This is a genomic window from Streptomyces sp. NPDC005574, from assembly GCF_040605435.1.
In the GTDB taxonomy this organism is placed as follows: Bacteria; Actinomycetota; Actinomycetes; order Streptomycetales; family Streptomycetaceae; genus Streptomyces.
In genome coordinates, this window is the sequence record NZ_JBEXCW010000003.1 from 198204 (window position 1) to 220397 (window position 22194).

The following is a 22194-nucleotide window of genomic DNA, read 5'->3' on the forward strand; positions in this document are numbered from 1 at the left end:
CTGCGGCATCGCGGGCGCGGGCATCTGAGCTGACGCCTGCTCAATCGCGAGGCTTGATGCCCCACAGCCGCCCCCACATCCGTAACACCAGTCCAGTGCCGAACCGCGGCCGTGTGCCGCGCCGACACAACGAGGTTGCCGTACCCATGCGCCACGCTGAAGGAGCCCGCGGTGAGTGCTGACCCGACGCAGGTGCTCGCCTTCGAGACCGACTGCCACATCTTCGACGGCTGTGGCTTCCCGGCTCCCGGCCTGCACTCGTTCCTGTTCGAGCCCCTCTGGGGCGACGGTGACAGCAACGTGTACTTCAACAAGACGATGCTCCTGGCGCTGCTCGGCTCGCTCGTCATCGTCGGCTTCTTCTGGGCCGCCTTCCGCAAGCCGAAGGTCGTCCCGGGCAAGCTGCAGATGGTCGCCGAGGCCGGCTACGACTTCGTCCGCCGCGGCGTCGTGTACGAGACGATCGGCAAGAAGGAGGGCGAGAAGTACGTCCCGCTGATCGTCTCGCTGTTCTTCTTCGTCTGGATGATGAACCTCTGGTCGATCATCCCGCTGGCCCAGTTCCCGGTCACCGCGATCATCTCGTACCCGCTGGTGCTGGCCCTGATCGTCTACGTCCTCTGGGTCTCGCTGACCTTCAAGCGGCACGGTTTCGTCGGGTTCTTCAAGAACGTCACCGGCTACGACAAGTCGCTCGGCCCGGTTCTTCCGCTGGCCATGGTCATCGAGTTCTTCTCGAACCTGCTCGTCCGTCCGTTCACGCACGCGGTGCGACTGTTCGCGAACATGTTCGCGGGCCACACGCTGCTGCTGCTGTTCACGATCGCCAGCTGGTACCTGCTCAACGGCATCGGCATCGCCTACGCGGGCGTCTCGTTCATCATGACCCTCGTGATGACGGCCTTCGAGCTCTTCATCCAAGCCCTGCAGGCCTATGTCTTCGTGCTGCTGACCTGCACCTACATCCAGGGCGCGCTGGCCGAGCACCACTGAGCGCCCCCCTCTGGACCCCGCAGTCGTCCGGTGGCCAACCCCCACCGGTCCGTAAAGAAAAGGAAGAACTGGCATGTCCCAGACCCTTGCCGCTGTCTCCGGCTCGCTCGGCTCGATCGGTTACGGCCTCGCGGCCATCGGCCCCGGCGTCGGCGTCGGCATCATCTTCGGTAACGGCACCCAGGCGCTCGCCCGCCAGCCTGAGGCCGCCGGTCTGATCCGCGCCAACCAGATCCTCGGCTTCGCCTTCTGTGAGGCGCTCGCCCTCATCGGTCTGGTCATGCCGTTCGTCTACGGCAAGTGATCCTCGGATCCGCTACAGCCCACTAGACGAAAGGCACTGACATGAGCCAACTGCTCATTCTGGCGGCCGAGGAGACCGAAAACCCCCTCGTCCCGCCGATCCCCGAGCTTGTCATCGGCCTGCTCGCCTTCGTCATCGTCTTCGGCTTGCTGGCCTGGAAGCTTCTCCCGAACATCAACAAGGTTCTGGAGCAGCGTCGCGAGGCCATCGAGGGCGGTATCGAGAAGGCCGAGGCCGCGCAGACCGAGGCCCAGAGCGTCCTCGAGCAGTACAAGGCCCAGCTCGCCGAGGCCCGCCACGAGGCCGCGCGGCTGCGCCAGGAGGCGCAGGAGCAGGGCGCCACGCTCATCGCTGAGATGCGCGCGGAAGGCCAGCGGCAGCGCGAGGAGATCGTCGCCGCCGGTCACACGCAGATCGAGGCCGACCGCAAGGCCGCCTCGTCCGCGCTGCGCCAGGACGTCGGCAAGCTCGCGACCGATCTGGCCGGCAAGCTCGTCGGTGAGTCCCTCGAGGACCACGCCCGGCAGAGCCGTGTCATCGACCGCTTCCTCGGCGAGCTCGAGGAGAAGGCCGAGGCGGCTCGATGACTGCCCACGGAGCCAGCCGCGAGGCACTCGCAGCAGCCCGTGAGCGTCTCGACGCGCTGACGGACAGCACGTCCGTGGACGCGGCCCGGCTCTCCGACGAGCTGGCCGCCGTCACCGCGCTGCTCCACCGCGAGGTGTCGCTGCGTCGGGTCCTCACCGACCCGGCGCAGCCCGGCGAGGCCAAGGCCGACCTGGTCAGGCGCGTTCTCGGCACCCAGGTCGGGGGCACGACCCTCGACCTGGTGTCCGGCCTGGTGCGCTCGCGCTGGTCGCTGTCGCGTGACCTGGTGGACGCGCTGGAGGTACTGGCGGACACCGCCGACCTCACCGCGGCCCAGCGGTCGGGTGTCCTCGACGACGTCGAGGACGAGCTGTTCCGCTTCGGCCGGATCGTCTCCTCCAGCACCGGACTGCGCTCCGCGCTGACCGACCGCAAGGCCACCACCGCGGCAAAGACCGAGTTGCTGCACCGGCTGCTCGGCGGTCGTGCGAAGACGACCACCGAGCGTCTGGTGACGCGCCTGGTGACCGCGCCGCGGGGACGTAGCCTGGAAGCGGGACTCGAGTCCCTGTCCAAGCTCGCCGCCGAGCGCAGGAACCGCCTGGTGGCCGTCGTCACCTCGGCGGTACCGCTGAGCGACGTGCAGAAGCAGCGCCTGGGCGCCGCCCTGGCGAAGCTCTACGGCCACCCGATGCACCTCAACATCGACGTGGACCCCGAGGTCCTCGGCGGTATCCGGGTGCAGGTCGGCGACGAGGTCATCAACGGCTCCATCGCGGACCGCATCGAGGACGCCGGCCGCCGCCTGGCGAGCTGAACCCAACTTCACAAGCAGTAAGTACGCACCTACGGCCCGGTTGGGCCGTGCAGAGGATTCACCTCTTTTACGGGGGGAGTCCGTACCCCCCAAAGTGAAACTTCGGGCCCAACAAGGAGAGCAGGGAACCCAGATGGCGGAGCTCACGATCCGGCCGGATGAGATCCGGGACGCGCTGGAGAACTTCGTCCAGTCGTACAAGCCGGACGCGGCCTCGCGCGAGGAGGTCGGTACGGTCACGCTGGCCGGCGACGGCATCGCGAAGGTCGAGGGCCTCCCCTCGGCCATGGCCAACGAACTGCTGAAGTTCGAGGACGGCACCCTCGGTCTCGCGCTCAACCTCGAAGAGCGTGAGATCGGTACCGTCGTCCTCGGTGAGTTCAGCGGCATCGAAGAGGGCCAGCCGGTCACCCGCACCGGCGAGGTCCTGTCCGTCGCGGTGGGCGAGGGCTACCTCGGCCGCGTCGTGGACCCGCTCGGCAACCCGATCGACGGCCTCGGCGAGATCGAGACGTCCGGCCGCCGCGCCCTGGAGCTGCAGGCTCCGGGCGTCATGGCGCGCAAGTCGGTGCACGAGCCGATGGAGACCGGCTACAAGGCCGTCGACGCGATGACCCCGATCGGCCGCGGCCAGCGTCAGCTGGTCATCGGTGACCGCCAGACCGGCAAGACCGCCCTGGCCGTCGACACGATCATCAACCAGCGCGACAACTGGCGTTCGGGCGACCCGAAGAAGCAGGTCCGCTGCGTCTACGTCGCCATCGGTCAGAAGGGCTCGACCATCGCCTCCGTGCGTGGCGCCCTCGACGAGGCCGGCGCGCTGGAGTACACGACCATCGTCGCCGCCCCGGCGTCCGACCCGGCCGGCTTCAAGTACCTGGCGCCGTACACGGGTTCGGCCATCGGTCAGCAGTGGATGTACGAGGGCAAGCACGTCCTCATCATCTTCGACGACCTCTCCAAGCAGGCCGACGCCTACCGCGCCGTGTCCCTGCTGCTGCGCCGCCCGCCGGGGCGCGAGGCCTACCCCGGTGACGTCTTCTACCTGCACTCCCGTCTCCTGGAGCGCTGCGCGAAGCTCTCCGACGAGCTGGGCGCGGGCTCGATGACCGGTCTGCCGATCGTCGAGACGAAGGCCAACGACGTCTCGGCGTTCATCCCGACCAACGTCATCTCCATCACCGACGGCCAGTGCTTCCTGGAGTCGGACCTGTTCAACGCCGGTCAGCGCCCCGCGCTGAACGTCGGTATCTCCGTCTCCCGAGTCGGCGGTTCCGCGCAGCACAAGGCGATGAAGCAGGTCTCCGGCCGGCTTCGCCTCGACCTCGCCCAGTACCGTGAGCTGGAGGCGTTCGCCGCCTTCGGTTCCGACCTGGACGCCGCGTCGAAGTCGCAGCTGGAGCGCGGTCAGCGACTGGTCGAGCTGCTGAAGCAGGCCCAGTACCAGCCGATGCCGACCGAGGACCAGGTCGTCTCCGTGTGGGCCGGCACCACCGGCAAGATGGACGACGTCCCGGTCGCCGACATCCGCCGCTTCGAGAAGGAGCTGCTGGAGTACCTGCACCGCAAGGAGCAGGGCCTCATGACCTCCATCAAGGAGGGCGGCAAGATGTCGGACGACACCCTCACCGCCATCGCCGACGCGATCGCCGAGTTCAAGAAGCAGTTCGAGACCTCGGACGGCAAGCTCCTCGGCGAGGACGCCCCGGCCGCGGCCAAGTGACGTAAGGAAGGGACCTGACTCATGGGAGCCCAGCTCCGGGTCTACAAGCGTCGCATCCGATCCGTCACCGCGACCAAGAAGATCACCAAGGCGATGGAGATGATCGCCGCCTCGCGCGTCGTCAAGGCGCAGCGCAAGGTGGCGGCCTCCGCGCCGTACGCGACCGAGCTCACCCGCGCGGTCACGGCGGTCGGCACGGGTTCGAACACCAAGCACCCGCTGACCACGGAGGCGGAGACGGCGACCCGCACCGCGGTGCTGCTCCTCACGAGCGACCGCGGTCTGGCCGGCGCCTTCAACTCCAACGCCATCAAGGCGGCGGAGCAGCTGACCGAGCGTCTCGAGGCCGAGGGCAAGGAGGTCGACACGTACATCGTCGGCCGCCGTGGTCTGGGCCACTACAACTTCCGCGAGCGCAAGGTCGTGGAGTCGTGGTCGGGATTCACCGACGAGCCCACGTACGCGGACGCCAAGAAGGTCGCGGGTCCGCTGATCGAGGCCATCGAGAAGGAGACGGCGGAGGGCGGCGTGGATGAACTCCACATCGTCTACACCGAGTTCGTCTCGATGATGACGCAGACGGCCATCGACAGCAGGCTGCTGCCGCTCCGCCTCGAAGAGGTCGCGGAGGAGTCGCCCGCCCAGGGCGAGATCCTCCCGCTGTACGACTTCGAGCCGTCGGCGGAGGACGTCCTCGACGCCCTGCTGCCCCGGTACGTCGAAAGCCGTATCTACAACGCGCTGCTCCAGTCGGCTGCCTCCAAGCACGCCGCCACCCGCCGCGCGATGAAGTCGGCCACCGACAACGCGGGAGACCTGATCACCACGCTCTCCCGACTTGCCAACGCGGCCCGCCAGGCCGAAATCACCCAGGAAATCAGCGAGATCGTCGGTGGCTCCGCAGCCCTCGCCGACGCGACCGCGGGGAGTGACAAGTAATGACGACCACTGTTGAGACGGCCGTTGCCACGGGCCGAGTCGCCCGGGTCATCGGCCCGGTCGTCGACGTGGAGTTCCCCGTCGACGCGATGCCGGAGATCTACAACGCCCTGCACGTCGAGGTCGCCGACCCGGCGAAGGACGGCGAGCTGAAGACGCTGACCCTGGAGGTCGCCCAGCACCTGGGTGACGGCCTGGTCCGCACCATCTCGATGCAGCCCACCGACGGTCTGGTCCGCCAGGCCGCGGTGACCGACACCGGCACGGGCATCACCGTCCCGGTCGGCGACTTCACCAAGGGCAAGGTGTTCAACACCCTCGGTGAGGTGCTCAACACCGACGAGACCTACGACGGTGAGCGCTGGTCGATCCACCGCAAGGCCCCGCGGTTCGACGAGCTCGAGTCGAAGACCGAGATGTTCGAGACCGGCGTCAAGGTCATCGACCTTCTCACCCCGTACGTCAAGGGTGGAAAGATCGGTCTGTTCGGCGGTGCCGGCGTCGGCAAGACGGTGCTCATCCAGGAGATGATCTACCGCGTCGCCAACAACCACGACGGTGTCTCCGTGTTCGCCGGTGTCGGCGAGCGCACCCGTGAGGGCAACGACCTCATCGAGGAGATGGCGGAGTCCGGCGTCATCGACAAGACCGCGCTGGTCTTCGGTCAGATGGACGAGCCCCCGGGCACCCGTCTGCGCGTGGCCCTGGCCGGTCTGACCATGGCGGAGTACTTCCGCGATGTGCAGAAGCAGGACGTGCTGTTCTTCATCGACAACATCTTCCGCTTCACGCAGGCCGGCTCCGAGGTCTCGACCCTGCTCGGCCGGATGCCCTCCGCGGTGGGTTACCAGCCGAACCTGGCCGACGAGATGGGTCTCCTCCAGGAGCGCATCACCTCGACCCGTGGTCACTCGATCACCTCGATGCAGGCGATCTACGTCCCCGCGGACGACCTGACCGACCCGGCCCCGGCCACCACCTTCGCCCACCTCGACGCGACGACGGTGCTCTCCCGTCCGATCTCGGAGAAGGGCATCTACCCGGCCGTGGACCCGCTGGACTCCACGTCCCGCATCCTGGACCCGCGGTACATCGCGGCGGACCACTACAACACCGCCATGCGCGTCAAGACGGTGCTGCAGAAGTACAAGGACCTCCAGGACATCATCGCGATCCTCGGTATCGACGAGCTGGGCGAGGAGGACAAGCTCACCGTCCACCGTGCCCGTCGCGTGGAGCGCTTCCTGTCCCAGAACACCCACGTCGCCAAGCAGTTCACCGGCGTCGACGGGTCGGACGTGCCGCTGGACGAGTCGATCACCGCGTTCAACGCGATCATCGACGGTGACTACGACCACTTCCCGGAGCAGGCGTTCTTCCTGTGCGGTGGCATCGAGGACCTCAAGGCCAACGCCAAGGAGCTCGGCGTCTCCTGAGCACGTGCTCGTGAGGAGGGGCGGGGTGCGCCCGTGCGGGGTGTGTCCCGCCCCTCTTCGTACGCCTACTAGAATTGACCCCAACACCCGGCACTACCGCCGGGTGGTGACCCGAGGAGCCACCCTTGGCTGCTGAGCTGCACGTCGCGCTGGTCGCGGCCGACCGTGAGGTCTGGTCCGGCGAGGCCACCCTGGTCGTCGCGCGCACCACGTCCGGCGACATCGGCGTCATGCCCGGTCACCAGCCGCTGCTCGGTGTGCTGGAGTCGGGCCCGGTGACCATCCGTACGAGTGATGGTGGAACGGTCGTCGCCGCGGTGCACGGCGGTTTCATCTCGTTCGCCGACAACAAGCTGTCGCTGCTGGCCGAGATCGCCGAGCTGTCGGACGAGATCGACGTCCAGAGCGCGGAGCGGGAGCTGGAGCGCGCGAAGGCCGAGGGCGACGCCTCCGCCGAGCGCCGTGCGGACGTCCGACTGCGTGCGGCGGCGGGGCACTGATCCCGCCCGCCACACGATGACGTCACTCAGCCGCGGCTGGGACCGGAGGAATCCGGCACCCAGTCGCGGCTGAGGCGAATACGGGTCTTTTTTCCATTCCGTTACCTAGGAGACGAGGAGGTCGGTGTCGATGGTCCTCGCTCTGACTGTGTGCGGTGTGGTCGTGGCCCTCGTGGTGCTGGGGCTGTTCGTCTTCGGCCTGCGGCGCAGACTCATCCAGCGCTCCGGCGGAACCTTCGACTGCAGTCTGCGCTGGGACGTACCGGAGAAGACCGACATCAGCGGCAAGGGCTGGAGCTACGGCGTCGCCCGCTACAACGGCGACCGCATCGAGTGGTACCGCGTCTTCTCCTACGCGCCCCGCCCGCGCCGTGTCCTGGAACGCTCCTCGATCGAGGTGGCCGGCCGCCGCGTCCCCGAGGGCGAGGAGGAGCTGGCCCTGCTGTCCGACGCGGTGATCCTCACCTGTCTGCACCGGGGCACGCGCCTCGAACTCGCCATGAGTGACGACGCGCTGACCGGTTTCCTCGCCTGGCTCGAGGCGGCGCCGCCCGGACAGCGGGTGAACGTGGCGTAGCCACGTCCACCCGCCGGTCGACGCTCCCCTGGACCTGGTCCGGAGGAGCGTCGTTGTCGCCCGGTTGTGCTACGACAGTCCGCTGTTGATCGCGCTCACCAGCTCACCGTTGCTGGTGTCGCCGCTGAACTCCCAGAAGAACGCGCCGCCCAGACCCTGGTTCTTGGCCCAGGTCATCTTCGATCCGATGGTGGCCGGGGTGTCGTAGGACCACCAGTTGTTGCCGCAGTAGGCGTAGGCCGTGCCGGCGATGGTGCCGTTGGCCGGGCAGGACGTCTTGAGGACCTTGTAGTCCTCGATGCCCTGCTCGTAGGTGCCGGGCGCCGGTCCGGTCGCCGAGCCGCCGGGCGCCGCCTGGGTGACGCCGGTCCAGCCGCGGCCGTAGAAGCCGATGCCGATGAGCAGCTTGCTCGCGGCCACGCCCTTCGACTTGAACTTGGCGATCGCGTCGGCCGTGGTGAACCCGGCCTGCGGGATGCCGCTGTAGGTGGTGAGCGGGGAGTGCGGGGCGGTCGGGCCGTCCGCGTCGAAGGCGCCGAAGAAGTCGTACGTCATCACGTTGTACCAGTCGACGTACTGTGCGGCGCCCGCGTAGTCGGCGGCGTCGATCTTGCCGCCGGAGGTGCCGTCGGCCGTGGTGGCCGCGGTGACCAGGTTGCCGCTGCCGAACTTGGCGCGCAGGGCCTGCATCAGGTTCTTGTAGGCCGCCGCCCCGCTGGTGTCACAGGACAGACCGCAGGCGTTCGGGTACTCCCAGTCGATGTCGATGCCGTCGAAGACGTCGGCCCAGCGCGGGTCCTCGACCAGGTTGTAGCAGGACTGCGCGAACGCGGCCGGGTTGGCCGCGGCCTGGGCGAAGCCGCCGGACCAGGTCCAGCCGCCGAAGGACCACAGCACCTTGATGTTCGGGTACTTGGCCTTCAGCTCGCGCAGTTGGTTGAAGTTGCCGCGCAGCGGCTGGTCCCAGGTGTCGGCGACGCCGCTGACCGACTGGTCGGCGGTGAAGGCCTTGTCGTAGTCGGCGTAGGAGTCACCGATCGCGCACTGGCCGCCTGTGACGTTGCCGAAGGCGTAGTTGATGTGCGTGATCTTGGCGGCCGAGCCCGACGTCACCAGGTTCTTGACGTTGTAGTTGCGGCCGTAGATGCCCCACTCGGTGAAGTAGCCGAGCTTGACCTTGTTGCCGGTGGGCGGGGGAGTGGTGCCGCCGCCGGTGGTGTGCACCGCGACCGCGCCGCTGGCCGGACCGGTCTGGTCGGCGGTGTCCCGGGCCCGGACGGTGTAGGAGTAGTCGGTGCCGGCGGTGAGGCCGGTGTCGGTGTACGAGGTGGTCGTCACCGTGGCGACCTTGGCGCCGTCGCGCAGGACGTCGTAGTTCTTGACGCCCTTGTCGTCGGTCGCCGCGCTCCAGGCGAGTTTGACCGAGGTGTCGGTGATCGAGGAGGCGGTCGGGGTGCCCGGCGCCGACGGGGAGGCGTCACCGGGGACGGTCGTGCCGTCGCAGCTGTCGCCGTTCAGCTTGCAGTTGGAGGGGGAGCCGGAACCGGCGCCGTTGAAGCCGAAGGAGACCGAGGCGCCGGCGGCGAGGGAGCCGTTGTAGGACTTGTTCTTGGCCGTCCAGTGGGTGCCGGAGGACGTGACGTCAGCGTCCCAGGCGGAGGTGACGGACGTGCCGGAGGGGAAGTCCCACTCGATCGTCCAGGAGCTGATGGCGGTGGTGCCGGTGTTCTTCACCGTCCACTTGCCCTCGAAGCCGGTGCCCCAGTCGGAGCTCTTGGTGTAGGTGGCGGTGGCGGTCGTCGCGGCCTGGGCGGGGCTCGCGAGACCGACCAGGCCGGCCAGCGGGAGCAGCAGTGTCGCGAACCCTGCCGCGGCTCTGTGTCTGAAGCGCATGCTGCGCCTCCTCGTCGGGGATCGTCGGAGGGGGCGTGACTGAGCCTTCACACCCCACAGTGCCGCGAGAATAGAAAGGTCTGGACCATAGGTCAATAGGTCTGGACCACTGCTCCGCTACGCGTGGAGGATCCCCAACTCCGTTGTCAGCGCCGCCGCTTGAACCCGACGGCTCCACCCCGGCGGGCCCGGTGGGCGGCTGACGTGCGCAGGGCCGCTCTCAGCGCTCCCCGCCCGGGACCCACAGCACGTCCCCGATGTCCTTGTTGGCCGTGCGCGCCAGAATGAAGAGCAGGTCCGACAGACGGTTGAGGTAGGTCGCCGTGAGCGGGTTCATCACCTCGCCGTGCGCCTCCAGCGCGGCCCACGTGGAGCGCTCGGCCCGCCGTACGACCGTGCACGCCTGGTGCAGCAGGGCCGCGCCCGCGGTGCCGCCCGGAAGGATGAAGGAGCGCAGCTTCTCCAGCCGTTCGTTGAAGCGGTCGCAGTCCGCCTCCAGCTTGTCCACGTAGAACTGCTCGACCCGCAACGGCGGGAACTGCGGGTTCTCCACCACCGGCGTCGACAGGTCGGCGCCCACGTCGAACAGGTCGTTCTGGACGCGGGTGAGGACCTTCACGACCTCCTCGTCCAGACCGCCTAGGGCGATCGCGGTGCCGATCACCGCGTTCGCCTCGTTGGCGTCCGCGTACGCGGAGATCCGCAGATCGGTCTTGGCAACCCGGCTCATGTCGCCGAGTGCGGTGGTGCCCCGGTCGCCGGTCCGGGTGTAGATGCGCGTCAGATTGACCATGGGGCCAGCGTAGTTACGCGGCACCGGTTCGGGCGACGCGCGGGCCCGCCCGCGGTGCCGGCCGGCCGTGGGGCGAGCGCCGGGCGCAATCCCGGACGAAGTGTCACGTCCGCACCCACGCGCTCCTCGGCGACATAGCGGAGTTGTTGCGCGAAAAGGGGCTCAACTAGGCCGTACGAGGGGAGCGGTGACCCCTGCCGGTGTGACGTCCGTCAGATGAGACGTGACGCGCATTACTTAGCGGTCACACGCCGTCGCACGAGCGCTAGTGTCCGCCGAAGAGTCATACGTCAACAGTGTGTAAGCGTTCACAGGGGAGTCGCACAGTGGCACGGAAGCTTGCCGTCATCGGCGCCGGGCTCATGGGTTCCGGTATCGCCCAGGTCTCCGCACAGGCGGGCTGGGACGTCGTCCTGCGCGACGTCACCGACGAGGCGCTGACACGCGGTACCGACGGCATCAAGGCCTCCTACGACAGGTTCGTCGCCAAGGGGAAGCTGGAGGCGCACGACGCCGACGCCGCCATCTCCCGGATCACCGCGACCACCGACCTGGACGCCGTCGCGGACGCCGACGTCGTGATCGAGGCCGTCTTCGAGAAGCTGGAGGTCAAGCACGAGATCTTCCGCGCGCTCGACAAGATCGTGCGCGAGGACGCCGTGCTGGCCTCCAACACCTCCGCCATCCCGATCACCAAGATCGCGGCGGCCACCGAACGCCCGGAACGCGTCGTCGGCGTGCACTTCTTCTCGCCGGTGCCGATGATGCAGCTCGTCGAGCTGGTCCGCGGCTACAAGACCAGCGACGAAACCCTCGCCACCGCGCGGGAGTTCGCCGAGTCCGTCGGCAAGACCTGCATCGTCGTCAACCGGGACGTGGCCGGGTTCGTGACCACCCGTCTGATCTCCGCGCTCGTCGTCGAGGCGACCAAGCTCTACGAGTCGGGCGTCGCCACCGCCGAGGACATCGACCTCGCCTGCAAGCTGGGCTTCGGTCACGCGATGGGCCCGCTGGCCACGGCGGACCTGACCGGCGTCGACATCCTGCTGCACGCCACCAGCAACATCTACACCGAGTCCCAGGACGAGAAGTTCGCACCGCCGGAGCTGATGCGCCGGATGGTTGACGCCGGTGACATCGGACGCAAGAGCGGGCAGGGCTTCTACAAGCACTGAAACCGCACGCACCTCGGGCGTATCACCCGCCCGAGTGAATTGGGTATCGGTTCGCTCACGGACGGCAACCTCTGAGGGTCTCACGCCGTCAGAGGTTGCATCACCGAACACATCAGACACGGAGCACGCACGCACTCTCGGGGAGCGCATATGTTCATCAGGGGCGACCACGCCGAGCTGGTCGTCGGGGGCCGCCTCGACGTCCGCAGCGCGGCGGACGCCCGTACGGTCCTGCACTCGGCCGTCGACGACGGAGTCGGCGACCTCGTGCTCGACCTGTCCGAGCTGGACTCCTGGGACGCCACCGGGCTCGGGGTGATCATGGGAGCGCACCGGCGGGCCGGCCGCTGCGGCCGACGGCTGGTCCTGCGCGACGTGCCGCTGCAGATGCAGCGCCTGCTGGTCGCCACCCGGCTGCACCGCATCCTGGCGATCGAGGGCGGCATCGGCGTGGAGTCCCTGCCCCGCGTGTGACCCCCCGCGTGATGTGACGCGCACCACTGGTGTGGCGCGGCGGGTGGGGGAGACCCGGTCGGAGCACCGCGAACCGGACGCGGGCAGTCCTCATGAGACCGTGATGTCCCGGACGGCGCGGTACCCCGGACTGTCGGAGATACTGACTAAAGGTTTAAGGTTCGGTCGCCCGCTGCGTGACAACCCTTGAGCGGGCCCGGACCAGAAGCGACAGCGCGGTGTGCGGCAAGGCCGGGAGGGGCTCGGCACACGACGCTTTTGGGGGGCTCGAACCTATGGACCCGAACAACCGGGGACCCGAGGAGCACGGCCACGACGGTGACGGCGACGCGCCGCGCCAGCGCCAGCCCAGGGAGGCCCTCACATCGGACTTCGGGCAGCACGCTCCCGCGCTCGCCCGCACCGTGCGGCTGGTCGCCGGTGACTTCCTGCTCACCGTCAACCCCGTCGACGGCAGCGAGATAGAGGCCTGCCCGCCGGGCGAGCGGCCGGAGCGGCCCCGTAAGCGCGCCCTCGCCGAACGCTTCGACGTCGCCCGTGCCGCGAGGCCGCCCGTGCCGCCCGGCCCGACACCCACCGTGCTGCCCCTCCTGGCCCGCCAGGACGAACGCGAACAACTCGTGCGCCTGCTCGCCCGCGGCCGTTCCGTGCGCCTCACCGGACCCGCCGGCTCCGGCCGCACCAGCCTCCTCGCCCTCGTCGCCGACGACTGCGAGGACCTCGCCCCCGACGGCGTGATCCGCCTCACCGGCTTCCGCCGCTCCACGGACGACCTGCTCCACGAGCTCTTCCACGCCGTCCACGACGCGCCCCGCCACCGCCCCGGCCCGGACGAACTGCGCGCCTGCCTCAGGGACGTCGGCGCGGTCGTCGTCCTGGACGACCTGGAGTTCGGCGGTGCCGCCCTCGACGAGCTCATCGAAGCCACCCCCGAGTGCGCCTTCCTGATGGCCGCCACCCCCGACGTGCCCGCACCGTCGGCCGGCTCCGCCGTCTAGGAGGTCGTGCTCGGCGGCCTCGACCGCGCCGACGGCCTGGCACTCCTGGAACGCTCCGTCGGCCGCGTCCTCACCGAGGAGGAGGCCAACTGGGCCGGCGACCTCTGGTTCGAGTCCGAGGGCCTGCCGCTGCGCTTCGTCCAGGCCGGCGCCCTGCTGCGCCGCCGCGACGAGGTGCGGGCCGGCACCAGCGCCGTCGACGAGTTCGGCGTCTTCGCGGACGCGCCGGTCGCCGACGCCCCCGTGGAGGCCGAGGACGGCGACAGCGTCCCGCTGCCCTCCCTCGGCGAGGCCGCCGCGCCCGCCCCGCTGCTGGCCTCCCGGCTCAGCGCCTCGGCGCGGGGCACCCTGCGCTTCGCCGTCGCGCTCGGCGGGGAGGTGCCGCACCAGGCGCACCTGCCCGCCCTCGTCGGCGACACCCACGCGGACGCCGCCCTCGGCGAACTGGTGGCCTGCGGACTGGTCTCCCCGGTCGGCGCCCGCTACCGGCTCGCGGCGGGCGTCCAGACCCAGCTGGAGGCCGCCGGATACGGCGACGAGGCCGACGCCCTGGCCCTGGCCGCCGCCCAGCACTACACCTGGTGGGCCGGACACCCCTCGGTCGGCCCGGAGCGGGTGTGCGCCGAGTCGGACGCCCTGCTCGCCGCCCTCGGCGTGCTCGCGCCGGCCACCACGGCACCCGGCGAGGGCCAGGAGAGCGCCACGGTCCAGCTGGCCCGCACGGCGGCGCCCGCGTTCGCCGCGGGCCTGGACTGGAGCGCCTGGGAACAGACCCTGCAACTCGGTGACGAGTCCGCCCGGCTCGCGGAGGACGTCGCCGAGCGGGCGTACTTCCACCACGAACTCGGCGTGCTCGCGCTGTGCGGCGGAGAGCTCGACCGGGCCCGCAGCGAACTGGAGACCTCGGTCGGCCTGCGCGGCGCCCTCGCCGACAAGCGCGGCACCGTCGCGAGCCGCCGCGCCCTCGCCCTGGTCGCCGACCGCTCCGGCACGCCCTCCGGCCTCGCACTGCCGGCCGGCCTCGGCTCCGCGGCCGGCGAGGAGGTGTCCGACGCGCGCCACGACGAGTCGGCGTCCCCGGCGCGCGGCATACCCACGCCCTTCCCGCCGCTGCGCCCGCCGGCCCGTGACACCACGTCCGTGGCCGTCCAGCAGACCGGCGCGCCGCGGGCCCCGAAGCGCGAGGAGCGGGGCATCCGGGCATACGCCCGCCGCAACCTGGTCGCGGCCGGCGCGGGAGCGCTCCTGGTGGCCGTGCTGGGCACGGTGGTGACGCTCGGCGCCACCTCCAACAACGACGCGAACGACCCCTCCGACCGGGTGGGCGTCAACCCGACGGCCGGCCAGGGCGCCGGTGACGACAGCCTGGGCGCCGACAAGGCGGCGAAGGACGGCACGGGCTCCGGCGACACCGGCCCCGCGACGAGCCGGCCGACCGACCCGGGCCCGGACGGCACGCTCGGCACGTCGGACGACCCGACGCCGAAGCGGACGGCGGGACCCTCGGACGATCCGAGCGGGACGCGGGGGTCGCAGAGCAGTCCGTCGAGTTCGCCGTCCACGCCCTCCACGAGGCCCTCGACGTCCAGGCCGGCCTCACCGACCGGGAAGCCCACCGGCTCCTCCGGCAGCCCCAGCCCGTCGACCTCGGGTTCGCCCTCGCCGACCGGCAGCGGATCGCCGTCCGGTTCGCCGACGTCGACCGCCCCGAGCACCGGCAACTCCGCCAGCGGACCCGCCTCCTCCAGCGCCCCGGCCGCGACGAGCCGTTCGGCGAGCGCCCCGGTGAGCGGCGGTCAGGACACGCCGCCGACCGGTTCGGACCCGCTGATCTGACACCGCTCGGGACGCGGTGGGGCCGGGTCCGTCCGCCGGACCCGGCCCCTGACCGCCGTACCTCCCGCGAGGGCCGTCGGGCGGCGTCGTACGGCCGCCCGGGCCGTCGGTCAGAACAGGCGCAGCTTGTCGTCCTCGATGCCCCGCAGCGCGTTGTAGTCGAGGACCTGGCAGCCGATGCCCCGGTCGGTGGCGAGGACGCGGGCCTGCGGCTTGATCTCCTGCGCGGCGAAGACACCGCGGACCGGGGCGAGATGTGGATCGCGGTTCAACAGCTCCAGGTAGCGCGTGAGTTGCTCCACGCCGTCGATCTCGCCGCGCCGCTTGATCTCGACCGCGACGGTCTGCCCGGTCGCGTCCCGGCACAGGATGTCGACGGGTCCGATCGCCGTCATGTACTCGCGGCGGATGAGCGTGTAGCCCTCGCCGAGCGTGTCGATGCGGTCGGCCAGGAGTTCCTGGAGGTGCGCTTCCACGCCGTCCTTGATCAGGCCGGGGTCTACGCCCAGTTCGTGCGAGGAGTCGTGGAGGACTTCCTCCATGGTGATGATGAGCTTCTCGCCCGCCTTGTTGACGACGGTCCAGACGCCTTCCTCGTCCCCGCTGCCCTCCTTGAGGGTGCAGGGCGGCGACATCCAGTTGAGGGGCTTGTAGGCCCGGTCGTCCGCGTGGATCGAGACGCTTCCGTCCGCCTTGACCAGGATCAGCCGGGGTGCGGAGGGGAGATGGGCGGTGAGCCGGCCCGCGTAGTCGACGGAGCAGCGGGCAATGACGAGACGCATGGTCGGCAACGCTACTCGACGGGCCGGGGTGCACGCGATTCGCCTCCCCTCCGCCCGCCCTCGCCGGGAGGGCCGGAACGGGCCGCGCCTGTGGTGGTGGACGACCCGGGTCACCCCTGTTCACCAGTGGCCGATTGTGTGCCTATTGAGGTCGCCCTATGTACGCAATCTCCTGGTGCCGCCCCCGTTGGCTGCTTACCGTATAAACGGGAGGTCGCGAGACGTGTACTCAGCGTGTTCGGCAGCGCGGACTCCCTCATCTGTCCGGCAACCCCTGCTCGTCGGGGGTGCGAGAGGAGAACCCATGTCGCTCGACGTCTCACCGGCCCTACTCGAAAAGGCCGAGCGAGGCGAGGTCGACGAAGCGGAATTCGTCGACTGCGTCCGGACCTCCCTGCCTTACGCATGGGAGATGATCAGCTCCCTGGTGGCCCAGCTGAAGGTGGACGGCGGACAGTTCGCCGACAACCAGACGCCTCCGCCGGACGAGCAGGCACGCGGTCAGCTGCTGCGTGCACTTGCGAGTGACGCGATACGCGGTGCGCTGCAGAGGCATTTCGGTGTGCGACTGGCCTTCCAGAACTGCCACCGGGTGGCGGTGTTCCCGGCTGACTCCTCGGTCGACGAGACGCTGGCCCGCTTCACCTCGGTGCGCAGTCAGTTGCTGAACCAGTCACCGGAGTTCAGGGACTGCTGACGCGGTGAGCCCGTCTGCTTGCCGCTCCGTACGTGGGAGGTGCGTTCGGTACCGGGGCGGCAAGCGGTCCGCAGGGGGCATATTCAGCCGAGGTGCGGAAGCACCTCGGCGCCCAGTCGCCTGAGGTTCTCCTCGGTCGCGGCGAGATCCCCCGACCCCTCGACGAGCAGTGCGAAGCGCGAGATGCCGGTGCGCTCGCTGGTCGCCGCGAGCCGGTCCGCGCACAGCCGCGGAGTGCCCACCGGGTGCAGCCCGCAGAGCAGTTCGGTGTACGCCAGCGGGTCGCGCATCGAACGCCGCCGCCCGTCCACCGTGACATGGGCCTCCAGGCCCTGCCTGAGCCAGCCGGGCATCGCCTTCGTCAGCGTCTCCACCGCGTCGGGGCGCCGGTCGGCGATCTGGCACACGCCGGCCGACACATGGGCCGCGCCGAGGATCTCCTCGGCCGGCCGGCCCGCCGCCCGCGCGTGCCGCCGCCACAGAGCGACCATCTCCGCCTTCTCCTCGTCCCCCACGTGCATCCCGAGCAGCATCGGCAGCCCGCGCTCGGCCGCGAGCCGCACGCTCGCGGGGGAGGTGCAGGCGACGACGACCTCGGGACCCGCGGTCTCCGACAGGGACTCCGACGGCCGCGGTACGACGGGCACTTCGCGAAACGAGTAGCGCTCCCCGGCGGCCCCGACCGACGCCTCGCGCAGCCAGCGAACCAGCAGATCGAGTGATTCCGGGAACCCTTTCTCGTACGCCTCCAGGCCCGCCCCGAACACCTCCAGGTCGACCCACGGTCCGCCGCGCCCCACCCCCAGCGAGAAGCGCCCGCCGCTCGCCACGTGCAGCAGCGCGGCCTGCTCGCCGAGCGCCACCGGATGGACGATGGGCAGCACACTGACCGCGGTGCCCACATGGATCCGGCGGGTGCGGCCGAGCAGCAGGGCCGCCAGGGTGATCGCCGACGGACAGGTGCCGTACGGCACGAAGTGGTGCTCGGCCAGCCAGACCGTGTCGAGCCCCGCCTCCTCGGCCACCTCGGCCGAGCGGACCGCGCGGTGCAGCGCCTCCCCCTGGCCCTGTCCCGGGAACTGGGCGGCCAACACGAAACTTCCTACGCGCATTGCTCTTCCTGCTTCCTTGGCTCCGACGCGGAGCTCCCCCACCGGGCATAACCGTGTGACACGTGCCGAGGACACGGCCTGGCGAAGAGATTTGCGGATTGTCTGCAGAATGGGTCGTATGGGAGGGTGACTTGAGGGGGTTGGTCCCCTACGCCTGGCCCTGTCCGTGCCGCGTAGGCTGGACGCGGCCCCTGCATCCTGTATAGCCCCGTGAGGTGTCCCGTGTCCCCGCGTCGCAACCGACCCAAGGAAGGCGCCCCGGCCGCCCGCGGCGCCGAGGACGACCGCGCGGGCCGCTACGGGGGCTGGCAGGCCACGGAGGGCTGGCAGGGCGAGCAGTGGAGCGTGCGCCATGTGGCCGGGGCGAGCGCGCAGGGCAAGACCTACCGCTGCCCCGGCTGCGACCAGATGATCGCCTCCGGGGTCCCGCACGTCGTGGCCTGGCCCGAGCACTCCGGCGTCGACGAACGCCGGCACTGGCACAAGGCGTGCTGGAACGCGAAGGACCGCCGCACCACGCGGGTGCAGCGGTCCCGTAACGCGCCCAGGTTCTGACGCCGTCCTCGTCCCTCCCTACACGTCCCGCTTCTCCAGCAGCGCGTAGGCACCGGCGAACGCCACCGCCGTCACCCCGAGGACGATCCACAGCGGGTCCCAGCCCGACGGGCCCGTGTCCGTCAGGGAGTTGGAGTAGAACACGCTCAGCTGGTTCGGGATCGAGTACTCGAACAGGGCCTGGCGCACGCCCTCCAGCGACCGCGAGAACATGAACAGCGCGATCACCAACGGGGCCAGCACGGCGCCGATCATGATGGTGATCGCGCCCGCCGAGTGCCGGATGATCGAGCCGACGACGAGCGAGAGCAGCCCGAGCAGCGCCAGGTAGAGCGAGACGCCGACCGTGGCCTTCAGCCATTCCTGGCCCGTCGGGTCCTTGGCGCCGGTGCCGTCCAGCAGCGGGATCTGCATCAGGGCCACGAAGCAGGAGGCGACCAGCGTGACGACGAACGCCACCGCGAAGAACACGATCGCCTTCGCCGCCAGCACCCGGCCGCGGGTCGGGCAGGCGGTCATCGTGGTGCGGATCATGCCGGTGCCGTACTCCGAGGCCGTGGTCAGCACGCCCAGCGTGATGAGGCACATGCTGCCCAGCAGCAGCCCGAAGAAGCCCATGGACAGCGGGTTCTCACCCGACAGGTCCGAACTCGACGAGCCGACCACCACCCCGGTCAGCAGGCCGATGCCGACCACCAGCAGGACGAACACACCGAGCGTCCACATCGTGGAGCGCACCGACCTGATCTTCGTCCACTCGGAGGCGAGCGCGTGCCCGAGGTGCGTGCGCACCACCGGGATCGGCGAGGTGTACGTGGGGTACGACGAGGGACCGGGCGCCGCCTGCCAGGCGGGCGCGCCCTGCTGCGTCGGGGGCTGGGGGGTGCTCATCGGGCGTCCTCGGGCTTGGTCAGGTCGGCTGCGGGGGCGGTGGGCCGGGCGGGGGCCGGGGCGGCGGGAGGCTGCGCGGCGGCGGCCGGCTGCGCGTACGGGTTGGGATGACCCGCGCCCGCGGCGGCACCCGGCCCGCCGGGAGCGCCGTACGGCCCGGGCGGCGGCTGTCCCGGGAGCCCCGGAGGTGCCTGCGGCGCCGGCTGTCCCTGGGGCATCGCGAAGGGCTGCCCGCCCTGCTGGGGCGGCGGCGGGGCGTACCAGCCCGGCTGGCCCTGCCCCGGCACCGGCGTCGGCGGCTGCGCGCCGGGAGGCAGCGGCTGCATCAGCCCGGCCTTCTGGTCTGTGGTCGAGCGGTAGTCGACGGCGCCCTGCGTCATCCGCATATACGCCTCCTCCAGCGAGGCCTGGTGCGGCGACAGCTCCCACAGGCGTACGTCGCAGTCGTGGGCGATGTCGCTGATCCTGGGCAGCGCCAGCCCCGTGACGCGCAGCGCGCCGTCCTGCTCCGGCATGACGTGGCCGCCCGCCTCGGTCAGCGCGACCGTCAGCTTCTCCCGTACCTGCGGCTCGGTGTCCGGCGTGCGCACGCGGGCGAAGTCGGCCGAGTTCGCCGAGATGAAGTCCCGGATGCTCATGTCGGACAGCAGCTGCCCGCGCCCGATGACGATCAGGTGGTCGGCCGTCAGCGCCATCTCGCTCATCAGGTGGCTGGACACGAAGACGGTCCGGCCCTCCGCCGCGAGGGCCCGCATCAGGTTGCGCACCCAGAGGATGCCCTCGGGGTCGAGGCCGTTGACGGGCTCGTCGAACAGCAGCACCTGGGGGTCACCGAGCAGCGCGGCCGCGATGCCGAGCCGCTGGCCCATGCCCAGGGAGAAGCCCTTGGACCGCTTCCGTGCCACGTCCTGGAGCCCGACGACGCCCAGCACCTCGTCCACCCGGCGGGCGGGGATGCCCGACAGCTGGGCCAGGCTCAGCAGGTGATTGCGGGCGTGCCGGCCGCCGTGCACCGCCTTGGCGTCCAGCAGGGCGCCGACCTGGCGGGGGGCGTTGGGCAGCTTGCGGTACGGGAAGCCGCCGATCGTGACCTGGCCCGAGGTGGGGTTGTCCAGGCCGAGGATCATCCGCATGGTCGTCGACTTGCCCGAGCCGTTGGGCCCGAGGAAACCGGTGACGGCACCCGGCCGCACCTGGAAGGAAAGGTTGTACACAGCGGTCTTGTCGCCGTAGCGCTTGGTCAGGCCGACTGCCTCGATCATGCTCCGCACCCATCGAAAGGTTCAGGACAGCGGGGCACACGCCCCCCGTAAGGGTTAGGAGCTTATCGGGGAGCTGACGGTTCCACCCAAGGGAAGGCAAAGCCCCGGGCGGGTCGGCTACGCGTCGCGCCGCTTGAGCAGGACGTATCCGCCCGCAAGAGCCGCAAGCACCCAAAGCGCCATGATGCCCAGCCCGCCCCAGGGACCGTACGGCGTGTCGTCGAGGGGGGTCACCACCCGCAGGATCCTGCTGCCGGCCTGGTCCGGCAGGAACCGGCCGATCTTCTTCGTCGCCGACACGTTGCCGAGGATGTTGGAGATCAGGAAGAAGAACGGCATCAGGATGCCCAGCGACAGCATCGGCGAGCGCAGCATCGCCGCCACACCCATCGAGAACATCGCGATCAGGGCCATGTAGAGGCCGCCGCCGAGCACCGCGCGCAGGACCCCCGTGTCGCCGATCGACGCCCGGTGCGAGCCGAGCATCGCCTGCCCTAGGAAGAAGGCGAGGAAGCTGGTCACCAGGCCCACGGCGAGGGACAGCCCGGTGGCCACCGCGATCTTGCTGAACAGGAACGTGCCGCGCTGCGGTACGGCGGCCAGCGAGGTGCGGATCATGCCGGTGCTGTACTCGTTCGACACGACGAGCACCCCGAACACGATCATCGCGAGCTGCCCGAGGCTCATGCCCGCGAAGCTGATGAACGTCGGGTCGAAGGAGACCTGGTCCTTCGCGCTCATGGTGTCGAACTCATTGCGCGACAGCGCCGAGATCAGCATGCCGAGCGCGAGGGTGACGACCACGGCGAGGGACAGCGTCCACACCGTGGACGCCACCGACCGGATCTTGGTCCACTCGGACCGGACGACCTGGATCGCCGCCATCTTCAGCTCCTCGTCCGGTCGTCGCCCCACGGCCGGTCCGCGGGCTCCTGCGAATGCGCGTGGTACTCCACCGACTCCGCGGTCAGCCGCATGAACGCCTCCTCCAGGGAGGCCTGCTGGGGGCTCAGCTCGTGCAGCACGAGCTGGTGTCGCGCGGCCAGCTCCCCGATGAGCTCGGACTTGCCGCCGTCGACCTCCAGCGTGCCGCCGCCCGCCTCGACCACGGTGATCCCCGCGCCGTGCAGCACGTCGAGCAGCCGCTCGCGCTGGGGGGAGCGGACACGGACGTACGACCGCGAGTTCTGGTCGATGAAGTCGGCCATGGAGGTGTCGGCGAGCAGCCGGCCCTGGCCGATGACCACGAGGTGGTCGGCGGTCAGCGCCATCTCGCTCATCAGGTGGCTCGACACGAACACGGTCCGCCCCTGGGCGGCCAGGGACTTCATCAGGTTGCGGATCCAGTGGATGCCCTCGGGGTCGAGGCCGTTGACCGGCTCGTCGAACATCAGGATCCGCGGGTCGCCGAGCAGCGCGCCCGCGATGCCGAGCCGCTGGCCCATGCCGAGGGAGAAGCCCTTGGCCTTCTTCCTGGCGACCGACGTGAGACCGACCGTGTCCAGCACCTCGTGCACCCGGCCGGTCGGGATGCCGTTGCTCTGGGCCAGGCACAGCAGATGGTTGAAGGCGCTGCGGCCGCCGTGCGTGGCCTTGGCGTCCAGCAGGGCGCCGATGTGGCGCAGCGGGTCCCTGAGCCGGTCGTAGTGCGTGCCGTCGATGCGGACGTCACCGGCGGTGGGGCGGTCGAGGCCGAGCATCATCCGCATGGTCGTCGACTTGCCGGCGCCGTTCGGCCCGAGGAAGCCCGTGACGATGCCGGGCCTGACGGTGCAGGTGAGGTGGTCGACCGCCACCTTGTCGCCGTACCGCTTCGTCAGGCCCTCGAGCTCGATCATGCGGCCACGCT

21 protein-coding genes and 1 pseudogene are annotated in these 22194 nt (G+C 70.1%); 14 read left to right on the top strand and 8 right to left on the bottom strand.

Going from position 1 to position 22194, the window contains the following annotated elements:
* The first annotated feature begins 171 nt into the window (after nucleotides 1-171).
* The 9 genes from atpB to ABZT03_RS03865 all read left to right on the top strand — a co-directional run bounded on the left by atpB (nucleotide 172) and on the right by ABZT03_RS03865 (nucleotide 7877).
* The gene (atpB, locus tag ABZT03_RS03825; RefSeq protein WP_356033039.1) at nucleotides 172-993 is read left to right on the top strand and encodes a F0F1 ATP synthase subunit A; all 822 of its coding nucleotides are present in this window, start codon (nucleotides 172-174) and stop codon (nucleotides 991-993) included.
* Between the two features lie 73 nt (nucleotides 994-1066).
* Nucleotides 1067-1297 (top strand): ATP synthase F0 subunit C, encoded by a 231-nt coding sequence (gene atpE / locus ABZT03_RS03830; RefSeq protein WP_024884520.1) that lies wholly within the window; start codon nucleotides 1067-1069, stop codon nucleotides 1295-1297.
* 41 nt (nucleotides 1298-1338) lie between these two features.
* Nucleotides 1339-1884, top strand: a complete 546-nt coding sequence (locus ABZT03_RS03835) for a F0F1 ATP synthase subunit B (protein WP_356033041.1) — start codon at nucleotides 1339-1341, stop codon at nucleotides 1882-1884.
* Nucleotides 1881-2702 (top strand): F0F1 ATP synthase subunit delta, encoded by an 822-nt coding sequence (locus ABZT03_RS03840; protein ID WP_356033043.1) that lies wholly within the window; start codon nucleotides 1881-1883, stop codon nucleotides 2700-2702. Before ABZT03_RS03835 ends, ABZT03_RS03840 begins: the two co-directional genes overlap by 4 nt.
* Nucleotides 2703-2835: 133 nt before the next feature.
* Nucleotides 2836-4425: a F0F1 ATP synthase subunit alpha gene (gene atpA, locus ABZT03_RS03845; RefSeq protein ID WP_356033045.1), complete on the top strand. Its 1590-nt coding sequence runs from the start codon at nucleotides 2836-2838 to the stop codon at nucleotides 4423-4425.
* 21 nt (nucleotides 4426-4446) lie between these two features.
* Complete coding sequence (locus ABZT03_RS03850) at nucleotides 4447-5364, top strand: F0F1 ATP synthase subunit gamma (RefSeq protein ID WP_356033048.1); 918 nt, start codon at nucleotides 4447-4449, stop codon at nucleotides 5362-5364.
* Nucleotides 5364-6800 carry a F0F1 ATP synthase subunit beta gene (atpD, locus tag ABZT03_RS03855; RefSeq protein ID WP_355704142.1) on the top strand — a complete coding sequence of 479 codons (1437 nt, stop codon included), beginning with the start codon at nucleotides 5364-5366 and terminating at the stop codon, nucleotides 6798-6800. Before ABZT03_RS03850 ends, atpD begins: the two co-directional genes overlap by 1 nt.
* Nucleotides 6801-6925: 125 nt before the next feature.
* On the top strand, nucleotides 6926-7300 hold the full coding sequence (locus ABZT03_RS03860; protein ID WP_356033050.1) for a F0F1 ATP synthase subunit epsilon: 375 nt from the start codon (nucleotides 6926-6928) through the stop codon (nucleotides 7298-7300).
* Between the two features lie 130 nt (nucleotides 7301-7430).
* Nucleotides 7431-7877, top strand: a complete 447-nt coding sequence (locus tag ABZT03_RS03865) for a DUF2550 domain-containing protein (RefSeq protein WP_356033053.1) — start codon at nucleotides 7431-7433, stop codon at nucleotides 7875-7877.
* A gap of 69 nt (nucleotides 7878-7946) precedes the next feature.
* Here ABZT03_RS03865 and ABZT03_RS03870 read toward each other — a convergent pair whose 3' ends face one another.
* Both ABZT03_RS03870 and ABZT03_RS03875 read right to left on the bottom strand, forming a co-directional pair.
* Nucleotides 7947-9770, bottom strand: a complete 1824-nt coding sequence (locus ABZT03_RS03870) for a glycoside hydrolase family 18 chitinase (RefSeq protein WP_356033056.1) — start codon at nucleotides 9768-9770, stop codon at nucleotides 7947-7949.
* A 220-nt stretch (nucleotides 9771-9990) separates the two neighbouring features.
* Nucleotides 9991-10563, bottom strand: coding sequence for a cob(I)yrinic acid a,c-diamide adenosyltransferase (locus ABZT03_RS03875; RefSeq protein WP_356033059.1), 573 nt, complete (start codon nucleotides 10561-10563; stop codon nucleotides 9991-9993).
* A gap of 326 nt (nucleotides 10564-10889) precedes the next feature.
* On the opposite strand from ABZT03_RS03875, the gene ABZT03_RS03880 reads away from it, so the two are divergent.
* The 3 genes and pseudogenes from ABZT03_RS03880 to ABZT03_RS03890 all read left to right on the top strand — a co-directional run bounded on the left by ABZT03_RS03880 (nucleotide 10890) and on the right by ABZT03_RS03890 (nucleotide 15046).
* A complete protein-coding gene (locus tag ABZT03_RS03880; protein WP_356033061.1) occupies nucleotides 10890-11738 on the top strand; it encodes a 3-hydroxyacyl-CoA dehydrogenase family protein in 849 nt (282 codons plus the stop codon).
* A 150-nt stretch (nucleotides 11739-11888) separates the two neighbouring features.
* Nucleotides 11889-12212 (top strand): STAS domain-containing protein, encoded by a 324-nt coding sequence (locus ABZT03_RS03885; RefSeq protein WP_356033063.1) that lies wholly within the window; start codon nucleotides 11889-11891, stop codon nucleotides 12210-12212.
* A gap of 275 nt (nucleotides 12213-12487) precedes the next feature.
* Nucleotides 12488-15046: pseudogene (locus ABZT03_RS03890) on the top strand (ATP-binding protein).
* Nucleotides 15047-15156: 110 nt separating this feature from the next.
* Here ABZT03_RS03890 and nucS read toward each other — a convergent pair.
* Complete coding sequence (gene nucS / locus ABZT03_RS03895; protein WP_356033066.1) at nucleotides 15157-15828, bottom strand: endonuclease NucS; 672 nt, start codon at nucleotides 15826-15828, stop codon at nucleotides 15157-15159.
* 304 nt (nucleotides 15829-16132) lie between these two features.
* On the opposite strand from nucS, the gene ABZT03_RS03900 reads away from it, so the two are divergent.
* Entirely contained in the window at nucleotides 16133-16525 is a 393-nt protein-coding gene (locus ABZT03_RS03900) for an SCO5389 family protein (RefSeq protein WP_356033069.1), read from the top strand.
* 83 nt (nucleotides 16526-16608) lie between these two features.
* On the opposite strand, the gene ABZT03_RS03905 is transcribed toward ABZT03_RS03900, so the two are convergent.
* The gene (locus ABZT03_RS03905) at nucleotides 16609-17637 is read right to left on the bottom strand and encodes an LLM class flavin-dependent oxidoreductase (RefSeq protein WP_356033072.1); all 1029 of its coding nucleotides are present in this window, start codon (nucleotides 17635-17637) and stop codon (nucleotides 16609-16611) included.
* A gap of 222 nt (nucleotides 17638-17859) precedes the next feature.
* On the opposite strand from ABZT03_RS03905, the gene ABZT03_RS03910 reads away from it, so the two are divergent.
* Nucleotides 17860-18192: an ATP/GTP-binding protein gene (locus tag ABZT03_RS03910; protein WP_356033074.1), complete on the top strand. Its 333-nt coding sequence runs from the start codon at nucleotides 17860-17862 to the stop codon at nucleotides 18190-18192.
* 18 nt (nucleotides 18193-18210) lie between these two features.
* Here ABZT03_RS03910 and ABZT03_RS03915 read toward each other — a convergent pair whose 3' ends face one another.
* The 4 genes from ABZT03_RS03915 to ABZT03_RS03930 all read right to left on the bottom strand — a co-directional run bounded on the left by ABZT03_RS03915 (nucleotide 18211) and on the right by ABZT03_RS03930 (nucleotide 22183).
* Nucleotides 18211-19083, bottom strand: coding sequence for an ABC transporter permease subunit (locus ABZT03_RS03915; protein ID WP_356033077.1), 873 nt, complete (start codon nucleotides 19081-19083; stop codon nucleotides 18211-18213).
* On the bottom strand, nucleotides 19080-20345 hold the full coding sequence (locus ABZT03_RS03920) for an ABC transporter ATP-binding protein (RefSeq protein ID WP_356033080.1): 1266 nt from the start codon (nucleotides 20343-20345) through the stop codon (nucleotides 19080-19082). The genes ABZT03_RS03915 and ABZT03_RS03920 overlap by 4 nt, the downstream gene beginning before the upstream one ends.
* Before the next feature lie 117 nt (nucleotides 20346-20462).
* Nucleotides 20463-21230 (bottom strand): ABC transporter permease, encoded by a 768-nt coding sequence (locus ABZT03_RS03925; RefSeq protein WP_356033181.1) that lies wholly within the window; start codon nucleotides 21228-21230, stop codon nucleotides 20463-20465.
* 2 nt (nucleotides 21231-21232) lie between these two features.
* A complete protein-coding gene (locus ABZT03_RS03930; protein ID WP_356033082.1) occupies nucleotides 21233-22183 on the bottom strand; it encodes an ABC transporter ATP-binding protein in 951 nt (316 codons plus the stop codon).
* Between the last annotated feature and the right edge of the window lie 11 nt (nucleotides 22184-22194).